General features: G+C 32.4%; 13 protein-coding genes. 7 read left to right on the top strand and 6 right to left on the bottom strand.

What is annotated here, in order from left to right; all coding sequences use genetic code 11:
• Nucleotides 1-48: 48 nt before the first annotated feature.
• From ACKTSU_RS00210 to trxA, 4 genes are all read right to left on the bottom strand, one after another.
• Nucleotides 49-1,386, bottom strand: coding sequence for a deoxyguanosinetriphosphate triphosphohydrolase (locus ACKTSU_RS00210; RefSeq protein ID WP_408034337.1), 1,338 nt, complete (start codon nucleotides 1,384-1,386; stop codon nucleotides 49-51).
• A gap of 117 nt (nucleotides 1,387-1,503) precedes the next feature.
• Nucleotides 1,504-3,891 (bottom strand): ribonucleoside-diphosphate reductase subunit alpha, encoded by a 2,388-nt coding sequence (locus ACKTSU_RS00205; RefSeq protein WP_408035316.1) that lies wholly within the window; start codon nucleotides 3,889-3,891, stop codon nucleotides 1,504-1,506.
• A gap of 173 nt (nucleotides 3,892-4,064) precedes the next feature.
• Nucleotides 4,065-5,036 (bottom strand): ribonucleotide-diphosphate reductase subunit beta, encoded by a 972-nt coding sequence (locus ACKTSU_RS00200; RefSeq protein WP_408034336.1) that lies wholly within the window; start codon nucleotides 5,034-5,036, stop codon nucleotides 4,065-4,067.
• 307 nt (nucleotides 5,037-5,343) lie between these two features.
• Nucleotides 5,344-5,703 carry a thioredoxin gene (gene trxA / locus ACKTSU_RS00195; RefSeq protein WP_408034334.1) on the bottom strand — a complete coding sequence of 120 codons (360 nt, stop codon included), beginning with the start codon at nucleotides 5,701-5,703 and terminating at the stop codon, nucleotides 5,344-5,346.
• A 139-nt stretch (nucleotides 5,704-5,842) separates the two neighbouring features.
• Between trxA and ACKTSU_RS00190 the strand changes: the two genes are divergently transcribed.
• From ACKTSU_RS00190 to ACKTSU_RS00170, 5 genes are all read left to right on the top strand, one after another.
• A complete protein-coding gene (locus tag ACKTSU_RS00190; protein WP_408034332.1) occupies nucleotides 5,843-8,002 on the top strand; it encodes a prolyl oligopeptidase family serine peptidase in 2,160 nt (719 codons plus the stop codon).
• Nucleotides 8,003-8,113: 111 nt separating this feature from the next.
• Entirely contained in the window at nucleotides 8,114-10,216 is a 2,103-nt protein-coding gene (locus ACKTSU_RS00185; protein ID WP_408034330.1) for a M13 family metallopeptidase, read from the top strand.
• 132 nt (nucleotides 10,217-10,348) lie between these two features.
• Nucleotides 10,349-10,762 (top strand): ATP-dependent zinc protease family protein, encoded by a 414-nt coding sequence (locus tag ACKTSU_RS00180; RefSeq protein WP_028891584.1) that lies wholly within the window; start codon nucleotides 10,349-10,351, stop codon nucleotides 10,760-10,762.
• Between the two features lie 107 nt (nucleotides 10,763-10,869).
• The gene (gene rimK / locus ACKTSU_RS00175; RefSeq protein ID WP_028891585.1) at nucleotides 10,870-11,742 is read left to right on the top strand and encodes a 30S ribosomal protein S6--L-glutamate ligase; all 873 of its coding nucleotides are present in this window, start codon (nucleotides 10,870-10,872) and stop codon (nucleotides 11,740-11,742) included.
• A 64-nt stretch (nucleotides 11,743-11,806) separates the two neighbouring features.
• Entirely contained in the window at nucleotides 11,807-12,742 is a 936-nt protein-coding gene (locus ACKTSU_RS00170; protein ID WP_408034328.1) for an ABC transporter ATP-binding protein, read from the top strand.
• A gap of 188 nt (nucleotides 12,743-12,930) precedes the next feature.
• Here ACKTSU_RS00170 and ACKTSU_RS00165 read toward each other — a convergent pair whose 3' ends face one another.
• Together ACKTSU_RS00165 and ACKTSU_RS00160 are read right to left on the bottom strand one after the other, a co-directional pair.
• A complete protein-coding gene (locus ACKTSU_RS00165) occupies nucleotides 12,931-13,380 on the bottom strand; it encodes a GreA/GreB family elongation factor (RefSeq protein ID WP_408034326.1) in 450 nt (149 codons plus the stop codon).
• Between the two features lie 24 nt (nucleotides 13,381-13,404).
• Nucleotides 13,405-14,514, bottom strand: coding sequence for an NAD(P)/FAD-dependent oxidoreductase (locus tag ACKTSU_RS00160; RefSeq protein ID WP_408035315.1), 1,110 nt, complete (start codon nucleotides 14,512-14,514; stop codon nucleotides 13,405-13,407).
• 170 nt (nucleotides 14,515-14,684) lie between these two features.
• On the opposite strand from ACKTSU_RS00160, the gene ACKTSU_RS00155 reads away from it, so the two are divergent.
• Both ACKTSU_RS00155 and ACKTSU_RS00150 read left to right on the top strand, forming a co-directional pair.
• Nucleotides 14,685-15,158, top strand: coding sequence for a hypothetical protein (locus tag ACKTSU_RS00155; protein WP_408034324.1), 474 nt, complete (start codon nucleotides 14,685-14,687; stop codon nucleotides 15,156-15,158).
• 26 nt (nucleotides 15,159-15,184) lie between these two features.
• A complete protein-coding gene (locus ACKTSU_RS00150) occupies nucleotides 15,185-16,030 on the top strand; it encodes a hypothetical protein (protein ID WP_408034322.1) in 846 nt (281 codons plus the stop codon).
• Nucleotides 16,031-16,062: the final 32 nt, after the last annotated feature.

Here is a 16,062-nt window from a genome sequence, read left to right as displayed (position 1 = left end):
TGTTAAACCCGTTAAATTTCAATCAAAAAACCAACTATTTAACATTTTCTAACTAATATATCCCATTAATTTTCTATGTAATCTAATAGCATATCCGTCAGACAAGCCTGCAATGTAACTACACACTTGCATAATTCTGTCATATAAATTTTCTCTCTCTTGTTGGTATTCCTCTGGAAGTAAATTTAATACCAACTTATCGTAGTTTGACTGTTTGTTTTCAAACTTATTATTAAGTGCAGTTACAAAAACATCTAGCAAATCAGCAATAATTTTATAACCTGCTACTTCTTTTTCAACCACTTCTTTACTTCGGTAAATTTTATCAACACTTATTTTGATGATATCGTTAATCTGTGCTTCATATTTACACTTGTCTAATAATCCTTTATCAAAAGTTCCGTTTAAAATAGCCTCTTCATTTTCTAAAAAGATAGTAACAGCTTCATTTATTAACACGCCAATTGCTAAAGCACGCAAATAACTTACACGATCTTTTTGATGTTGTAATAAATGGTATTTTTTACTATCAATCGTGTCTTTTACCAACTTAATCATGTATTCTAAAGCATAATCTTCTTCAATTAAGCCAAGGTTTATTCCATCTTCAAAATCAATAATTGTGTAGCAAATATCATCCGCAGCTTCTACCAAATACGCTAATGGATGACGATAATAAGAAACTCCTTCAGATTCTTTTTTTAACAAACCTAAATCTTCAGCAATCTCAGAAAAAGCAGTTTTTTCAGACTGAAAGAAGCCGTATTTTTTATCGACAATATGTTTGGTTGGTTTCTTTGGAAGACTCTCTTTTGGATACTTTAAAAACGCTCCTAAGGTTGCATACGACAAACGTAAACCTCCTTCAATACCTTCTCTGCTTTCTGTAAGGATTTTAAATCCGTTGGCATTCCCTTCAAAATCTATTAAGTCTTGATATTCTAAATCGGTTAGTTGCTCTTTATATTGAAGTCCTTTACCTGTTTTAAAATACTCACCAATCGCTTTTTCTCCTGAATGACCGAATGGCGGATTCCCAATATCGTGCATTACTGATGCAGCAGCTACAATTGCTCCAAAATCGTTAAAGGTATACCCTAACTCTTTTAAATTTGGATGACGCTCTAATAGCTCCTTTCCTACTCTACGACCTAAAGTTCTACCTACAACAGAAACCTCTAAACTATGTGTTAAACGTGTATGAACGAAATCAGTTTTAGATAGCGGAATTACCTGTGTTTTATCTTGTAAGCTACGAAAAGCCGATGAAAAGATAATTCTATCAAAATCTACCTCAAAACCTAAACGAGTTTCGTCTTGTTTTGCACGCTCACGTTTTTGGGTATCACCAAAACGTTTTAAAGAAAGGAGTTGTTCCCAGTTCATTATCAAATAAATTTTTTCGAAAATACAAAAAAGAGAAGCCTTTCGACTTCTCTTTATCACTTTTAATTTTGCTTCGACTGCGCTCAGCAATCTTTAATGAATAATTAAAACTAATTCTTAAGATCCACACATTAAACAATCGTCTGGTCCCTCTGCGTTTTTAGAAGCTTCTACCATCGCTTTAAATTCATCTGTACTCATTGGCTTGTCTTCTTCTTTCTTTTCTACATTTAACGTGAATTGCTTCGCGTTTACCGCAGATTTTGTACGTAAATAGTACATTCCTGTTTTTAATCCAGATTTCCAAGCGTAGAAGTGCATTGACGTTAACTTAGCAAAGTCTGGATCTTGCATAAATAAGTTTAACGATTGAGATTGATCGATAAAATATCCTCTATGGCGTGCCATATCAATAATATCTTTCATACTCATTTCCCAAACCGTTTTGTATAAATCTTTTAAGTCTTGTGGAATAGCATCAATATGTTGGATAGATCCGTTTGCACGCATAATATCTTCTTTCATATTGTTATCCCATAAATCTAACTCTACTAAATCTTCTAATAAGTGTTTGTTTACCACGATAAACTCACCTGATAATACTCTACGAGTATAAATATTAGAAGTATATGGTTCGAATGCTTCGTTGTTTCCTAAAATTTGAGAAGTAGATGCAGTTGGCATTGGCGCTACTAACAAAGAGTTACGAACTCCGTGTTTTTTCACTTCTTTACGCAACTTCGCCCAATCCCAACGACCACTTAATTCATCATCGTTAATTCCCCACATATTATGTTGGAATTCTCCTTGCGACATTGGTGATCCTTCAAATGTTGAATAAGCTCCTTTTGCTTTTGCAACTTCCATAGATGAAGTAACTGCGGCAAAATATAAGGTTTCAAAAATTTCTTGGTTTAATTTCTTTGCTTCTTCAGAAGTAAATGGTAAACGTAACATGATAAAAGCATCTGCTAACCCTTGAATTCCTAATCCTACCGGACGGTGACGGAAGTTTGAGTTTTCAGCTTCTTTTACTGGGTAGTAGTTACGATCGATTACTGTATCTAAATTACGTGTAACTTTTTTAGTTACTTCAAATAATTTTTGATGATCGAAGAACTTGTTTCCGTTTTCATCCTCTGCAACAAACATTGGAATTGCAATCGATGCTAGGTTACATACTGCTACCTCATCTTCCGCAGTATATTCCATAATCTCAGTACATAAATTTGAAGAACGGATAGTTCCTAAATTCTTTTGATTTGACTTACGGTTTGCTGCATCTTTATATAACATGTACGGAGTACCTGTTTCAATTTGTGATTCTAAGATTTTCTCCCATAAATCACGTGCTTTGATCGTTTTTCTACCTTTACCAGCAGCTTCATATCCTGTATATAAACGCTCAAACTCTTCACCATAGGTATCGTATAAATGAGGACATTCGTGTGGACACATTAACGTCCATTCACCATCTTCCTGCACACGTTTCATGAATAAATCAGAAATCCACATAGCATAGAATAAATCACGCGCACGCATTTCTTCTTTACCGTGGTTCTTCTTTAAGTCTAAAAAGTCATAAATATCAGCATGCCAAGGCTCTAAATACATTGCAAAAGAACCTTTACGCTTTCCTCCTCCTTGATCTACATAACGAGCAGTATCGTTAAAAACACGTAACATTGGTACAATACCATTTGATGTTCCGTTAGTACCTGCAATGTATGATCCTGTTGCACGAATATTGTGAATAGACAACCCTATACCTCCTGCAGATTGAGAAATCTTAGCAGTTTGCTTTAACGTATCGTAGATTCCATCAATACTATCGTCTTGCATTTGTAATAAGAAACAAGAAGACATTTGTGGTTTTGGCGTACCTGAGTTAAATAAGGTTGGTGTTGCATGGGTAAAATATTTTTTACTCATCAATTCGTATGTAGCAACCGCTTCATCAATATCTTCTTTGTGAATACCAATAGCAACACGCATTAACATTTGTTGTGGACGCTCAACAATGTTTCCGTTTAACTTTAATAAATAAGAACGCTCTAATGTTTTAAAACCAAAATAATCGTAGTTAAAATCACGACTGTAAATAATTGTCGAATCTAATTTATCCGCATTATCCATGATGATTTTATATACATCATCAGCTAATAATGGCGCTTTATTTCCTGTACGCGGATTGATGTATTCATACAAATCGGTCATTGTTTCAGAAAATGACTTCTTAGTGTTTTTATGTAAGTTAGATACGGCAATTCTTGCTGCTAGTTTTGCATAATCTGGGTGCGCAGTTGTCATTGTCGCAGCTACTTCAGCCGCTAAATTATCTAATTCAGAAGTAGTTACCCCATCATACAATCCCTCAATAACACGCATTGCTACTTTAACCGGATCAACGATATTGTTTAATCCGTAACACATTTTTCTAACCCTTGCTGTGATTTTGTCGAACATCACAGGCTCTTTTCTGCCGTCTCTTTTTACTACATACATATTGATATTGGTTTTTAGTTGGTTAATAGCGTCGCCAAAACATGCTTCGTTAGGCAACTTGTAAAATGTTAATTTTAGTTTGTTTCTTGTTGAAACGATATATAAGCTAAAGCACGTTTAAAGTGCTTTAGCTGAGTAATACTGCATGTAGGGGAATTGCAGCTTATTGGTTCCTAAAAATCTGCATCAAAGCTGATGCTTCCTGTACCGCCTGATTTTACTCCGGCTTTTTGATACTCTGATACTCTTTTTTCGAAGAAATTAGTTTTTCCTTCTAATGAAATCATTTCCATGAAATCAAACGGATTAGTTGCTTCGTATTCTTTTTCACAACCAAATTCAAGTAATAATCTATCAGTTACATACTCTAAATATTGTGTCATTAAAGTTGCGTTCATACCAATTAAACTCACTGGAAGTGATTCAGTAATAAACTCTCTTTCAATATCTAAAGCAGAAATGATTATTTCTTTAATTCTTTCTTTTGGCACCTTGTTTACTAAATGATTGTTATGTAAGTGTACCGCAAAATCACAGTGCATACCCTCATCACGAGAAATTAACTCGTTAGAGAAGGTTAACCCAGGTAATAACCCACGTTTCTTTAACCAGAAAATTGAACAGAATGATCCTGAGAAGAAAATTCCTTCTACCGCAGCAAAAGCAATTAAACGCTCTGCAAACGAATCAGATTCAATCCATTTTAATGCCCAGTCAGCTTTCTTTTTAATGGCAGGAAAAACATCAATTGCCTTAAACAACCTGTCTTTCTCCTCTTCATTTTTAATGTAGGTATCAATTAATAATGAATAGGTTTCAGAATGAATATTCTCCATCATAATTTGAAAACCATAAAAGAATTTTGCTTCTGAATACTGAACTTCATTTACAAAGTTTTCTGCTAAGTTTTCATTTACAATTCCATCAGATGCTGCAAAAAATGCTAAAACGTGCTTAATAAAGTAACGCTCATCATCTGTTAACTTGGTATTCCAGTCGTTTAAATCTGAATGTAAATCAATTTCTTCTGCAGTCCAAAAACAAGCTTGTTGCTTTTTATACCACTCCCATAAATCGTTATGTTGGATTGGAAAAATTACAAATCTGTCTTTATTTTCTTGTAAAATTGGTTCAATAGATGCCATGCTTTCTTTAGCTCTTTTAGTGTGTTATTTTTTTATCGCCTGAGGGAGAAACAAAGATTGAAAAAATTGCTAAAAATTGAAAGCTATACTTATTCACAAATCCCTTGAAGTTTTTAACAAAATGATTTTTTTACTTGATTTTAAGAAAACTCTCTCTTTTTATAAAAAACTTAAAAACAACCACTTAAAAACCAAAAAATCGCTTAAACAGTGATACTCACTGAGTTTCTTATTTGATGTTTACACATAAAAAAAGTGATGCAAATTGCATCACTTTTTAACTTCTCTTTTTAGTGTAAAAAAGGACTTATTTTTCAACCTTTAACACATCTGAAATAATTTGTTCTATCTGTTTTTTTGGCAACGCTCCGTGAGCCATTTGTGGATCTTCTCCTACTGGACAAAATAACATCGATGGAATACTTCTAATACCAAAAGCAGCTGATAATTCTTGTTCAGCTTCAGTATCTATTTTATAAATATTGATTTTTCCTTCATACTCTGCACTTAACTCTTCTAAAACAGGAGCCAAAGCTTTACATGGTCCACACCAATCAGCATAAAAATCAATAATTGCTGGAATTTCTCCTTCAAACTTCCACTCTTTATTCTCTTCATAGTTAAAAACCCTCTTAAAGAACGTTTCTTTATTTAAATTCTCTGTCATGTTTATCTATTATATTTATGTAAAGGTAGTCGTTTTTATTTCAATAGCTTTCAGTGGTATTTTTGTTAAATTCGTCTTAAAATGAATTGTTATGATCGTTTTTCTTCTAAATTTGATCCAATTAACCAATTTTTAAATCATGAAAAGAATCCTTCTTCCCATTATTTGTGCAGGAGCAATTTTAGTTTCTTGTAAAGAAGAAAAGCAATCTAAAAACAATATTAGTGTGAATTACCCTGAAACAGCTAAAAAGCCTGTGGTAGATGAATACTTTGGCACCAAAGTAACTGACAACTACCGTTGGTTAGAAGATGATAGAAGTACTGAAACCGAAGCTTGGGTAAAGGCTGAAAATGAAGTTACCTTCGATTATTTAAGTAAAGTTCCTTATCGCGAACAATTAAAAGAGCGTTTATCTGAATTATGGAACTACGAAAAAGTAGGAACGCCATTTAAAGAAGGAGATTATACTTATTTCTATAAAAATGACGGATTACAAAACCAATACGTTATCTATAGAAAAGATAAAGACGGGAAAGAAGAAGTTTTCTTAGATCCTAATACTTTTGCTGAAGATGGAACTACTTCATTAGGGTCAATCAGTTTTACTAAAGATGGAAAAACAGTAGCTTACGCTATTTCTGAAGGAGGAAGTGATTGGAGAAAGGTAATTGTAATGGATGCTGAAACTAAAGAAATTAAAGGAGATACTTTAGTTGATGTAAAATTCTCTGGAATTGCTTGGAAAGGAAACGAAGGTTTCTACTATTCTAGCTACGATAAGCCAAAAGGAAGTGAGTTATCAGCAAAAACTGATCAACATAAATTATACTACCATAAATTAGGAACTCCTCAAAGTTCTGATGAAGTTATTTTTGGAGCTACTCCTGAACAAAAGCACCGTTATGTAGGTGGTTACTTGACTGAAGATAATAAATACTTATTAATTTCTGCTTCAACTTCAACTTCTGGAAACAAGTTATTCATAAAAGATTTAACGGATCCAAATAGTAAGTTAACTCCTATCATTGACAATTTTGATAGCGATACCGGTGTAATAGACAGTAGAGGAAGTAAATTATACTTAGTTACTAACTTAAATGCTCCTAACAAAAAGATTGTTACTGTAGATGCTACAAACCCAACACCTGAAAACTGGGTAGACTTTATTCCTGAAACAGAAAATGTATTATCTCCTTCTACTGGAGGTGGATATTTCTTTGCTAAATATATGGTAGATGCTGTTTCTAAAGTAGTACAATACGATTTTGACGGAAAATTAATCCGTGAGGTTGAATTACCAGGCGTAGGAACTGCTGGTGGTTTCGGTGGAAAAACTGAGGCTAAAGAATTATATTTCTCTTTCACAAACTACAACACACCAAGTTCTTCTTACAAATTTAATCCAGAAGACGGAACGTATGAATTATACTGGAAACCTGCTATTTCTTTCAACGCAGAGGACTATGAAAGCAAGCAAGTATTCTATACATCAAAAGACGGGGTTAAAGTTCCTATGATTATTACTTATAAAAAAGGATTAGAGTTAAATGGTAAAAACCCAACTATTTTATATGGTTACGGTGGATTCAATGTTTCTTTAACTCCAAGTTTTAGCATTGCTAATGCTGTTTGGATGGAACAAGGTGGTGTATACGCTGTACCAAACTTACGTGGTGGTGGAGAGTATGGTAAAAAATGGCACGATGCAGGTACGCAGTTAAAAAAGCAAAACGTATTTGACGATTTTATTGCTGCTGCTGAATACCTAATTAAAGAAAACTATACTTCTTCTGATTATTTAGCTATTAGAGGTGGTTCAAACGGAGGATTATTAGTAGGGGCTACGATGACACAACGTCCTGATTTAATGAAAGTAGCGTTACCTGCTGTTGGAGTATTAGATATGTTACGTTACCACACCTTTACTGCTGGAGCGGGTTGGGCTTATGACTACGGAACTTCTGAACAAAGTGAGGAAATGTTTAATTACTTAAAAGGATATTCACCAGTACACAACGTAAAAGATGGTGTTCAATATCCTGCAACAATGGTAACTACAGGTGATCATGACGATCGTGTAGTACCTGCACATAGTTTTAAATTTGCTGCTGAATTACAAGACAAGCAACAAGGAAATAATCCTGTATTAATCAGAATTGAAACAAATGCGGGTCACGGTGCAGGAACTCCTGTAGCTAAAACTATTGAGCAATATGCTGATATTTTCGGATTCACTTTATTCAATATGGGGTTTGAATCGTTACCAAATGCTCAAAAATCAGAAATAAAGAGTTAAAAACTGTAACACTTTTATAAAAAAACACTCTTATTAGAGTAAATTTACTACCTCGAGGCAAAACCTCGAGGTAGTTTGTTAAATATAAGATTCAATCAAAAATCACAAAAAATGAAAACCATTCACAAAATGTTGTTTACAACTGCAGTTGCTTCTTTAGGGGTCGTTGCTTGTAAAACAGACAAAAAGCCTGAAGAAAAAGTACAGGCAATTGTTTTAGAAAACATGGATACTTCGGTACAACCAACAGACGATTTCTTTAGATATGTAAACGGTTCTTGGGTTGATAAAACTGAAATTCCAGCTGATGAAACTTCTTGGGGAGGATTCAATCAATTAAGAAAAACCACTACTAAAGATGTCTTAGCTATCTTAAACAAAGCGATTGAAGAAGGAAACTTCGAAAAAATAAAAGATGCTGAAGGAAACGAAATAGATTCTGATCAAGAAAAAGCGGTAAACTACTACGAAACTATCATGGATACTGTAGCTAGAAACAACGCTGGTAAAGCACCTTTACAACCTTTTCTTCAAAAAATCGAGGAAATTAAAGACTTAAACGACGTACAAACATATATTACCAACATGGCTCCTTACGGTGGTGGTGGTTTTTACGGTTTTGGGGTATTTAACGACCTTAAAAACAGTAGCATGAATGCTGGTTATATGGGTGCTGGTGGACTTGGTTTATCTAGAGACTACTACGTAGACGAAAAAGTAAAAGACAAGCTTGAAAAATATCAAGTATTTGTAGCGAATATGTTACAAGAATTTGGTGATGACGAAGCAACGGCTAAGAAAAATGCAGCAACTATTGTTTCTTTTGAAAAAAGTTTAGCTGAGCCAATGATGACTAAAGAAGAGCGTAGAGATACTCGTAAAATGTACAATCCTATGACTATTGCTGAATTATCTGAATTAGCTCCAGTAATTGATTGGGAAGCACATTTAAAAGGAATTGGTGTTAATCTTGATGGTTTAGATGGAACTAAAGGTCTTGAAAAAGTTATCGTTACCGATCCTAAATACTTCAAAGCTATGAACGAAGTATTAAAAAATGCTCCTATTGAAGATGTTAAATTAGTATTACGTTGGAATGCAATTAACAACTCATTAGGTTTATTATCTACCGATTTAGAAAAAGCTAATTGGGAGTTTTATAGCAAAGAAATGCGTGGGGCTAAACAACAAAAACCAAGAAATGAGCGTGCTTTAGCTAATTTAAATGGTGCAATTGGTGAAGCTTTAGGTAAATTATATGTTGACGAGAAATTCCCGCCAGAAGCAAAGCAAAAAGCTAAGGAAATGATTGATAACGTAATGTTAGGTTTTGAAAAACGTATTGCGCAATTACCTTGGATGAGTGCTGAAACTAAAGAAAAAGCTTTAGAAAAATTAAGCAAATTAACTGTTAAAATTGCATATCCTGATAAGTGGAAAGATTACGCTACTTTAAAAGTAAAAGGATTAGAGCAAGGAGGTACATACTTTGATAACGCTGTAAACGTTCGTAAATGGAACTTTGAAAAAGATATGGCTAAATTAGGTAAAGAAGTAGATAGAACTGAGTGGGGAATGTCTCCTCAAACAGTAAATGCTTACTTTAACCCAGTAAACAACGAAATCGTTTTTCCAGCAGCAATTTTACAACCTCCTTTCTACAACTACAAAGCTGATGAAGCTGTAAATTATGGAGGAATTGGAGCTGTTATTGGTCACGAAATTTCACATAGTTTTGATGATTCTGGTGCTCGTTTTGACGGTGATGGAAACTTAAAAAACTGGTGGACTGAAGAAGATTCAGAAAAATTTAAAGAAGCTGGTTCTAAATTAATCAAACAATTTAGTGACATTGTTGCTATTGACAGTATGAACTTAAATGGTGAATTTACCTTAGGTGAAAATATTGGTGATTTAGGTGGTGTACAAGCTGCTTATGAAGGATTACAAATTTTCTTAGAAAAGAATGGTCGTCCTGAAAACATTGATGGTTATACTCCTGAGCAACGTTTCTTCCTTTCTTGGGGAACAATTTGGAGAACTAAAGTACGTGATGAAGCTTTAAAAAACCAAATCATGACAGATCCACACGCTCCTGGAAAATATAGAGCCTACATGCCTCTTAAAAATGTTGATGCTTTCTATGAAGCTTTTGATGTTAAGGAAGGAGATAACATGTACTTAAAACCAGAAGATCGTGTTAGAATTTGGTAAATTCAACAAAAAAATAAGTACCTTTAAACCAGTGTGTAAGCACTGGTTTTTTTATTTTTAATAAATAGATAATTGGGTATTGCGTATTTCAAAAAATAGTAAGTAATTCGCCCTCCTTAACTTTTTATCTTAATGAAACTAATAGGAAGAGCTGAAAAAATATCCTTTTTAAATTGGGAAATTGAAGATTTACCTGCTAAAATAGATACAGGTGCCTATACTTCTGCGATACATTGTAAGCATATTAAAGAAAAAGATGGCGTGTTAGAATTTATATTATTGTGCCCGAAAACAGAGAAATATAATAATAAATTGCTACAAACAAACAAGTATCAAGTTAAAAGTATACGAAGCTCAAACGGTAAAAAACAAAAAAGATATGTGGTATCAACATCTGTTGTTTTTTTCGATAAAAAATATAAAATAAAACTATCTTTATCTGATAGAGGTAAAATGACCTATCCAGTTTTAATTGGTAGAAAATTTTTAAATAAAAAATTTATCGTTGATGTTTCACAAAAAAACATCGCGTCAAAAGAAAAATAAAATGAAACCTGCGTAATTTAAATAATCATTAAATAAAATATTTGCTTGATTATTGTCATTAACAAAGGTTATATTATGACTATTAAAAAAACAGTAAAAACAAACACATGAAAATTGTTGTTCTTTCTAGAAACTCAAAATTATATTCAACAAAACGTTTAGTAGAAGCAGGAGAAAAAAGAGGTCATGAAATGCTGGTATTAGATCATACAAAATGTGATTTAATTATTGAAAAAAGAAAACCAGCTATTGTATACAACCATGAGCTTATAACTGATGTAGATGCTATTATACCTCGTATCGGGGCCTCAGTTACATTTTATGGTACTGCTGTAGTACGCCAATTTGAAATGATGAAAGTTTTTTCGGTTGTAGAGTCACAAGCCTTAGTAAGATCTAGAGATAAATTAAGTAGTTTACAAGTGTTATCTAGAGCAAATTTAGGGTTACCAAAAACTGTTTTTACCAATTATTCTAAAGACACTTCTGAAATTATAAAAAAAGTAGGAGGAGCACCTTTAATTATTAAATTACTAGAAGGAACACAAGGATTAGGAGTTGTATTAGCTGAAACAAAAAAAGCTGCTGAATCAGTTTTAGAAGCATTTAACGGTCTTCAAGCTCGTGTAATCGTTCAAGAATACATTAAAGAAGCAAAAGGAGCTGATATTCGTGCATTTGTGGTTGATGGTGTGGTTGTAGGTGCTATGAAACGTCAAGGTAAAGAAGGTGAGTTTAGATCGAATTTACACAGAGGTGGAACTGCTGAAATCATTGAATTAACTGATGAAGAAGAAAATGCTGCTTTAAAAGCTGCTAAAGCAATGCGATTAGGTGTTGCAGGTGTAGATATGTTACAGTCAGATCGAGGTCCGTTAATCTTAGAAGTAAACTCTTCTCCTGGTTTAGAAGGTATTGAAAAAGCCACAGGAAAAGATATTGCCAAAAGTATTATTCGCTTTGTAGAAAGAAGTGCTTAAAAATATAAACCGATACGTAAAGTGTCGGTTTTTTGTTTCCTACTAATCCGTTACTTTTGCATTTATGCTACAAGTAAACAATATTTCATTTACCTATCCTTCAAAAGAAAAAACCTTAGAAAGCATTCATTTCACCTTACAAAAAGGAGAACATTTGTGTGTTATGGGTGAAAGTGGTTGCGGAAAATCGACCCTTTTAAAAATCGTGTATGGTTTGTTAGATGTTGATAAAGGAGATTTATTTTGGAACGACACTCAAATTTTAGGTCCAGAACATCACTTGGTTCCTGGAATGGAATTTTTCAAGTACGTAGCACAAGATTTTGATTTAATGCCGTTTACCTCTGTAAGTGAAAACATTAAAAAATTCCTCTCACGATTTTATCCTAAAGAAGCAGAAGAAAGAACTCAAGAACTTTTAGAAGTTATTGAAATGACAGAGCTTGCCAACGAAAAGGTAAAAAATTTAAGTGGAGGTCAGCAACAACGAGTAGCTATTGCTAGAGCATTAGCCAAAGAACCTGAGTTATTATTGTTAGACGAACCTTTTAGTCAGATAGATAATTTCAAAAAAAATTCGTTACGTAGACGATTATTCGCTTATCTAAAAAAGAAAAACATCGCTTGTATTGTAGCTACCCATGACGGAAACGATGCTTTATCTTTTGCCGACAACATGATGGTAATCCGAAATCATCAAGTACTTGCATATGGCAGTCCTTCTAACTTATACCAACATCCGAAGGAAAAATATGTAGCTTCGTTATTTGATGATGTAAATGAAATTTCAATTAACAATCAAACCATGTTGTTATACCCAAATCAACTACAAATTGTTGATGAACCTTCCAATTTAACAGGAACTGTAGTAAAATCTTATTTTAAAGGAGGATTTTGGTTGATAGAAGTAGCTTACGATAACCAATCAATTTTTATAAATCATCAAGAAAATATTGAGAAAAAAACAACAGCCTTTTTTAAATTAAAAAAGGCTGCTTAAACCAATAATAACTATCTCATAATTATTACTCAACTATCTTAAAATAAATTTGTTTCTTAAAAAAAATACACTCTTACCGTATTAAACACCAAAAGATAAAAGTGTATTGTAGTTTTCTCTTTCTATTCTTGGTTATAACAACCTTTCCTGCATATAAAACAATTAGGTTTTAATTTACCCTACTTTTTTTAGAAAATTTTTTTAATCGTGTTTTTCGCTCCATTAAAATCGAAGCTTTCCCCTATTTTTTTTCCTAAAATTAGCTTTCCAATTGGTGAAGAAGGTGAGATAGCGAAGTATTTTTTATTATCAACCATTAGTAAACCTACACTTATACTGATAAAATAATTTGTAGTAGAAGTTTCCACTACACTACCCAAACAAACTACTTCTGAAGTAATCTCTATTTTCAATTTTGCTAAGACTTCTTTCATTTGAGCAATTCCACTAAGTTGTTGACTTGCTTTTTCCATTTCTAACTGAAGCATTGCTCGTCCTGTTTCATGTTTATCTCCCGCAGAACTTTTTGTTTCAGATTGCAAGCTTTTTTGATGAGAAGCTATTGTTTCTTCCACCGTTTGTAAACGCTTATTTACATACGACTCACATTGCTTGTATAATTCTTCTTTTATATTCATTCTTTTTATTTCAGCTGAAAAATATTAATCTAAAAGTTCCGCAAGCTCCTTCCCTACCAAACTACCTATAGCAACTCCCATTCCTCCTAAACGAACACCACAAAATACATTGTTAGAAAGTTGCTTTACAATCGCTTTTTTCTGATTTCCAACTCCCATTATTCCACTCCATCTATGCTCTATTTCAACTTCTGTATTTGGTAAAATGATTGTTTTTAAAATTTCTTCTAATTTGTTTTGAATAATTGCGGTTTGCCCAAAATCAGTAGTTTCTTCTCCTTTAAAATCAAGATTTCTACCACCTCCAAACAAAATTCTATCATCAATATTTCTAAAATAATAATAACCTTTATCTAAATGAAAAGTTCCTTTGATATGTAAGTTTTTAATCGGCTTTGTAATTAATACCTGTGCTCTAGCGGGTTGCACACTTTCATTCAACAGTTGATTCGCAAATCCGTTAGTTGCTACAAATAATTTTTTAGTGTTAAATGTAAATTGGTTAGTTTCAACCTCAACTTGTTCGTTATTTTCAATAAAATTTTTAACCTGAATATTGTTTACGATTTTAATTCCTGAAGACACTACTTTTTCTAACAATTTAGCTGCCATATTTCCAGTATCTAGCTGTCCTTCAAACTGATTAGTTATATACTGTTGATGAATATTTTGAAAACCAAACTTATTATCATCAACCTTAAAAACTTCCGAAGAAAATAAAGGTTTCAGCAATTCATTTATCTTCGATTTTTGCGCTAAACACGATTCATACAATTCTGTGGTCAAAAATAATTCATATCCTTTGTTTTGCTGAAAATCGATGTTTTTATCACCTAAAATTGTTCGTAATAACTGTAATCCTTCCCAACGCTTTTTTACCAAACTAACAACTTCTTCTTCAGTATGTGTGTTTAAATCATCTATGAGTTCAGATAAACTTCCAAAGCAAGCAAAACCAGCATTTTTGGTACTAGCTCCTTGAGGTAACATTCCTTTTTCTAGAATTAGAATTTTTGCTTTCGGGTGCATTTTTCGCAACTGTAACGCACAATTTAACCCTACAATTCCACTACCAACTACGGTAAAATCTATCGCTGTAAACCACTCTTTTAGCTCCCAATAACTGAAATTCAACATCATATAAAACTGATTATATTTGTGACTTGGCACATTCCTTGAATGCCTAAATTTAAACATTAAAAAACAACTCTATGAAATGAGCCATCGCAATTCTTTTTTACTAATAGAACTGTTTAATGGCGAATTACATCTGACCAATTAAAAACAATAAAAAATTTAAACAGATGAAACTAATCGGAATCTTAATTTTAGCTTTTAGTCTAACACAATGCGCAAGTGTAAAAATGGAAAACAATCATCCTTTTAAAATAGAATCAGCAAGTTATGCTCACGTTACAGGAGGTGTAAAAGGCAGCTATAATTCTACTAACTTAATTATCAATTTCACTGCTAAAAAGCCTGTTGATTTTCAAAAAGTATATTTTCAAAACAGGATTACGAAAGCTGTTGTTGAGCAACATAACGATAAACAATATATTGCTGCACGTTACAAAACCTCATCAGATGAAGATAGAAAAGACTTGATTTTACATGTAGATCCTAAAGAGGAATTTGGCAATACACCGAATAATCCTACAGAAAAATTTCCTTTTGAATTGAAAGAAAATGAAGCGATGGTTTCGTATACAATTGGTGATAAAATTCACTATGTAAAAGTGGAAAATATCGAAAAGCAAAAAAAGATTTTTATGCAGTAAGCTACTTTATTTTAGATGTTTAAAATATGAAATATATAATTGTCTTCTCTTTTTTTATTTTCAGTTGTACTACTAAAAGTAGTTCAAAACTTGAGAAACAAAATATTGACACTTTAAAGTATTCTTATAAAGGGTTTAATAATGGTAAAAACCTGTTTCTATTAAGCAATGGAAAGTTTATTAATGAAGAATATTTGTTTGGTTGTACTGGTGGAGGAGAAAGAAAAAAGGTTTATGGAACTTATAAAATAGATAGTTCTAAAACATACTTAACGCTAAACCCTACCTTAGTTGAACTTGCTGAGTATCCTATAGAAAGAGAAACAAAACCAATTATAAAAAAAATAAAACATAATATAGATTCTCTTAAAATTAAAACTAATTATCAGATACTTAAATGGAAAAAAAACAGATATCTTTTATCTGATTTTTTTCATATAGGCTGGAGTTTAGAAGAAGAAAATGATTATATCCGTTTTGCTAACTACCTAAATTCTGGTAGAGAACCAGAATCTAGTGGGATGTATTTAGTTAATAAATTTGAAGACTCTATAACTTCTAATTTTGATTTAAATCAAATACCTAAAAAATGGAAAAAATTTTTCTTGAAAAAACCTATTTCTGCAAAAATTAAAGCCATAAAAAAAATAATATATTCAAAAGAGGAGAATGATTTTCATTGGTTATTTGAATTAGACAAAGGTGAAAATGATTTAATTAATAATCGTTTAACTTTAAAAACAAAAGATGGAAACCTTTTTATTGAAATTGACTCCGTTTTAAAAGATAAAAGTTTTGGAAGAACCTATATCCCTGATTTTTCTTCAAAAAAATATCCTGTAGGAACTGAATTAAGAACGAAGTGGAAATAACTAAATACAAACGTTGTTCTAAATAATCTATA

The sequence above is a fragment of the Tenacibaculum aestuarii genome (genome assembly GCF_964510395.1).
Taxonomy (GTDB): Bacteria; Bacteroidota; Bacteroidia; order Flavobacteriales; family Flavobacteriaceae; genus Polaribacter; species Polaribacter aestuarii.
This window is presented reverse-complemented; position numbering and strand designations above follow the sequence as displayed.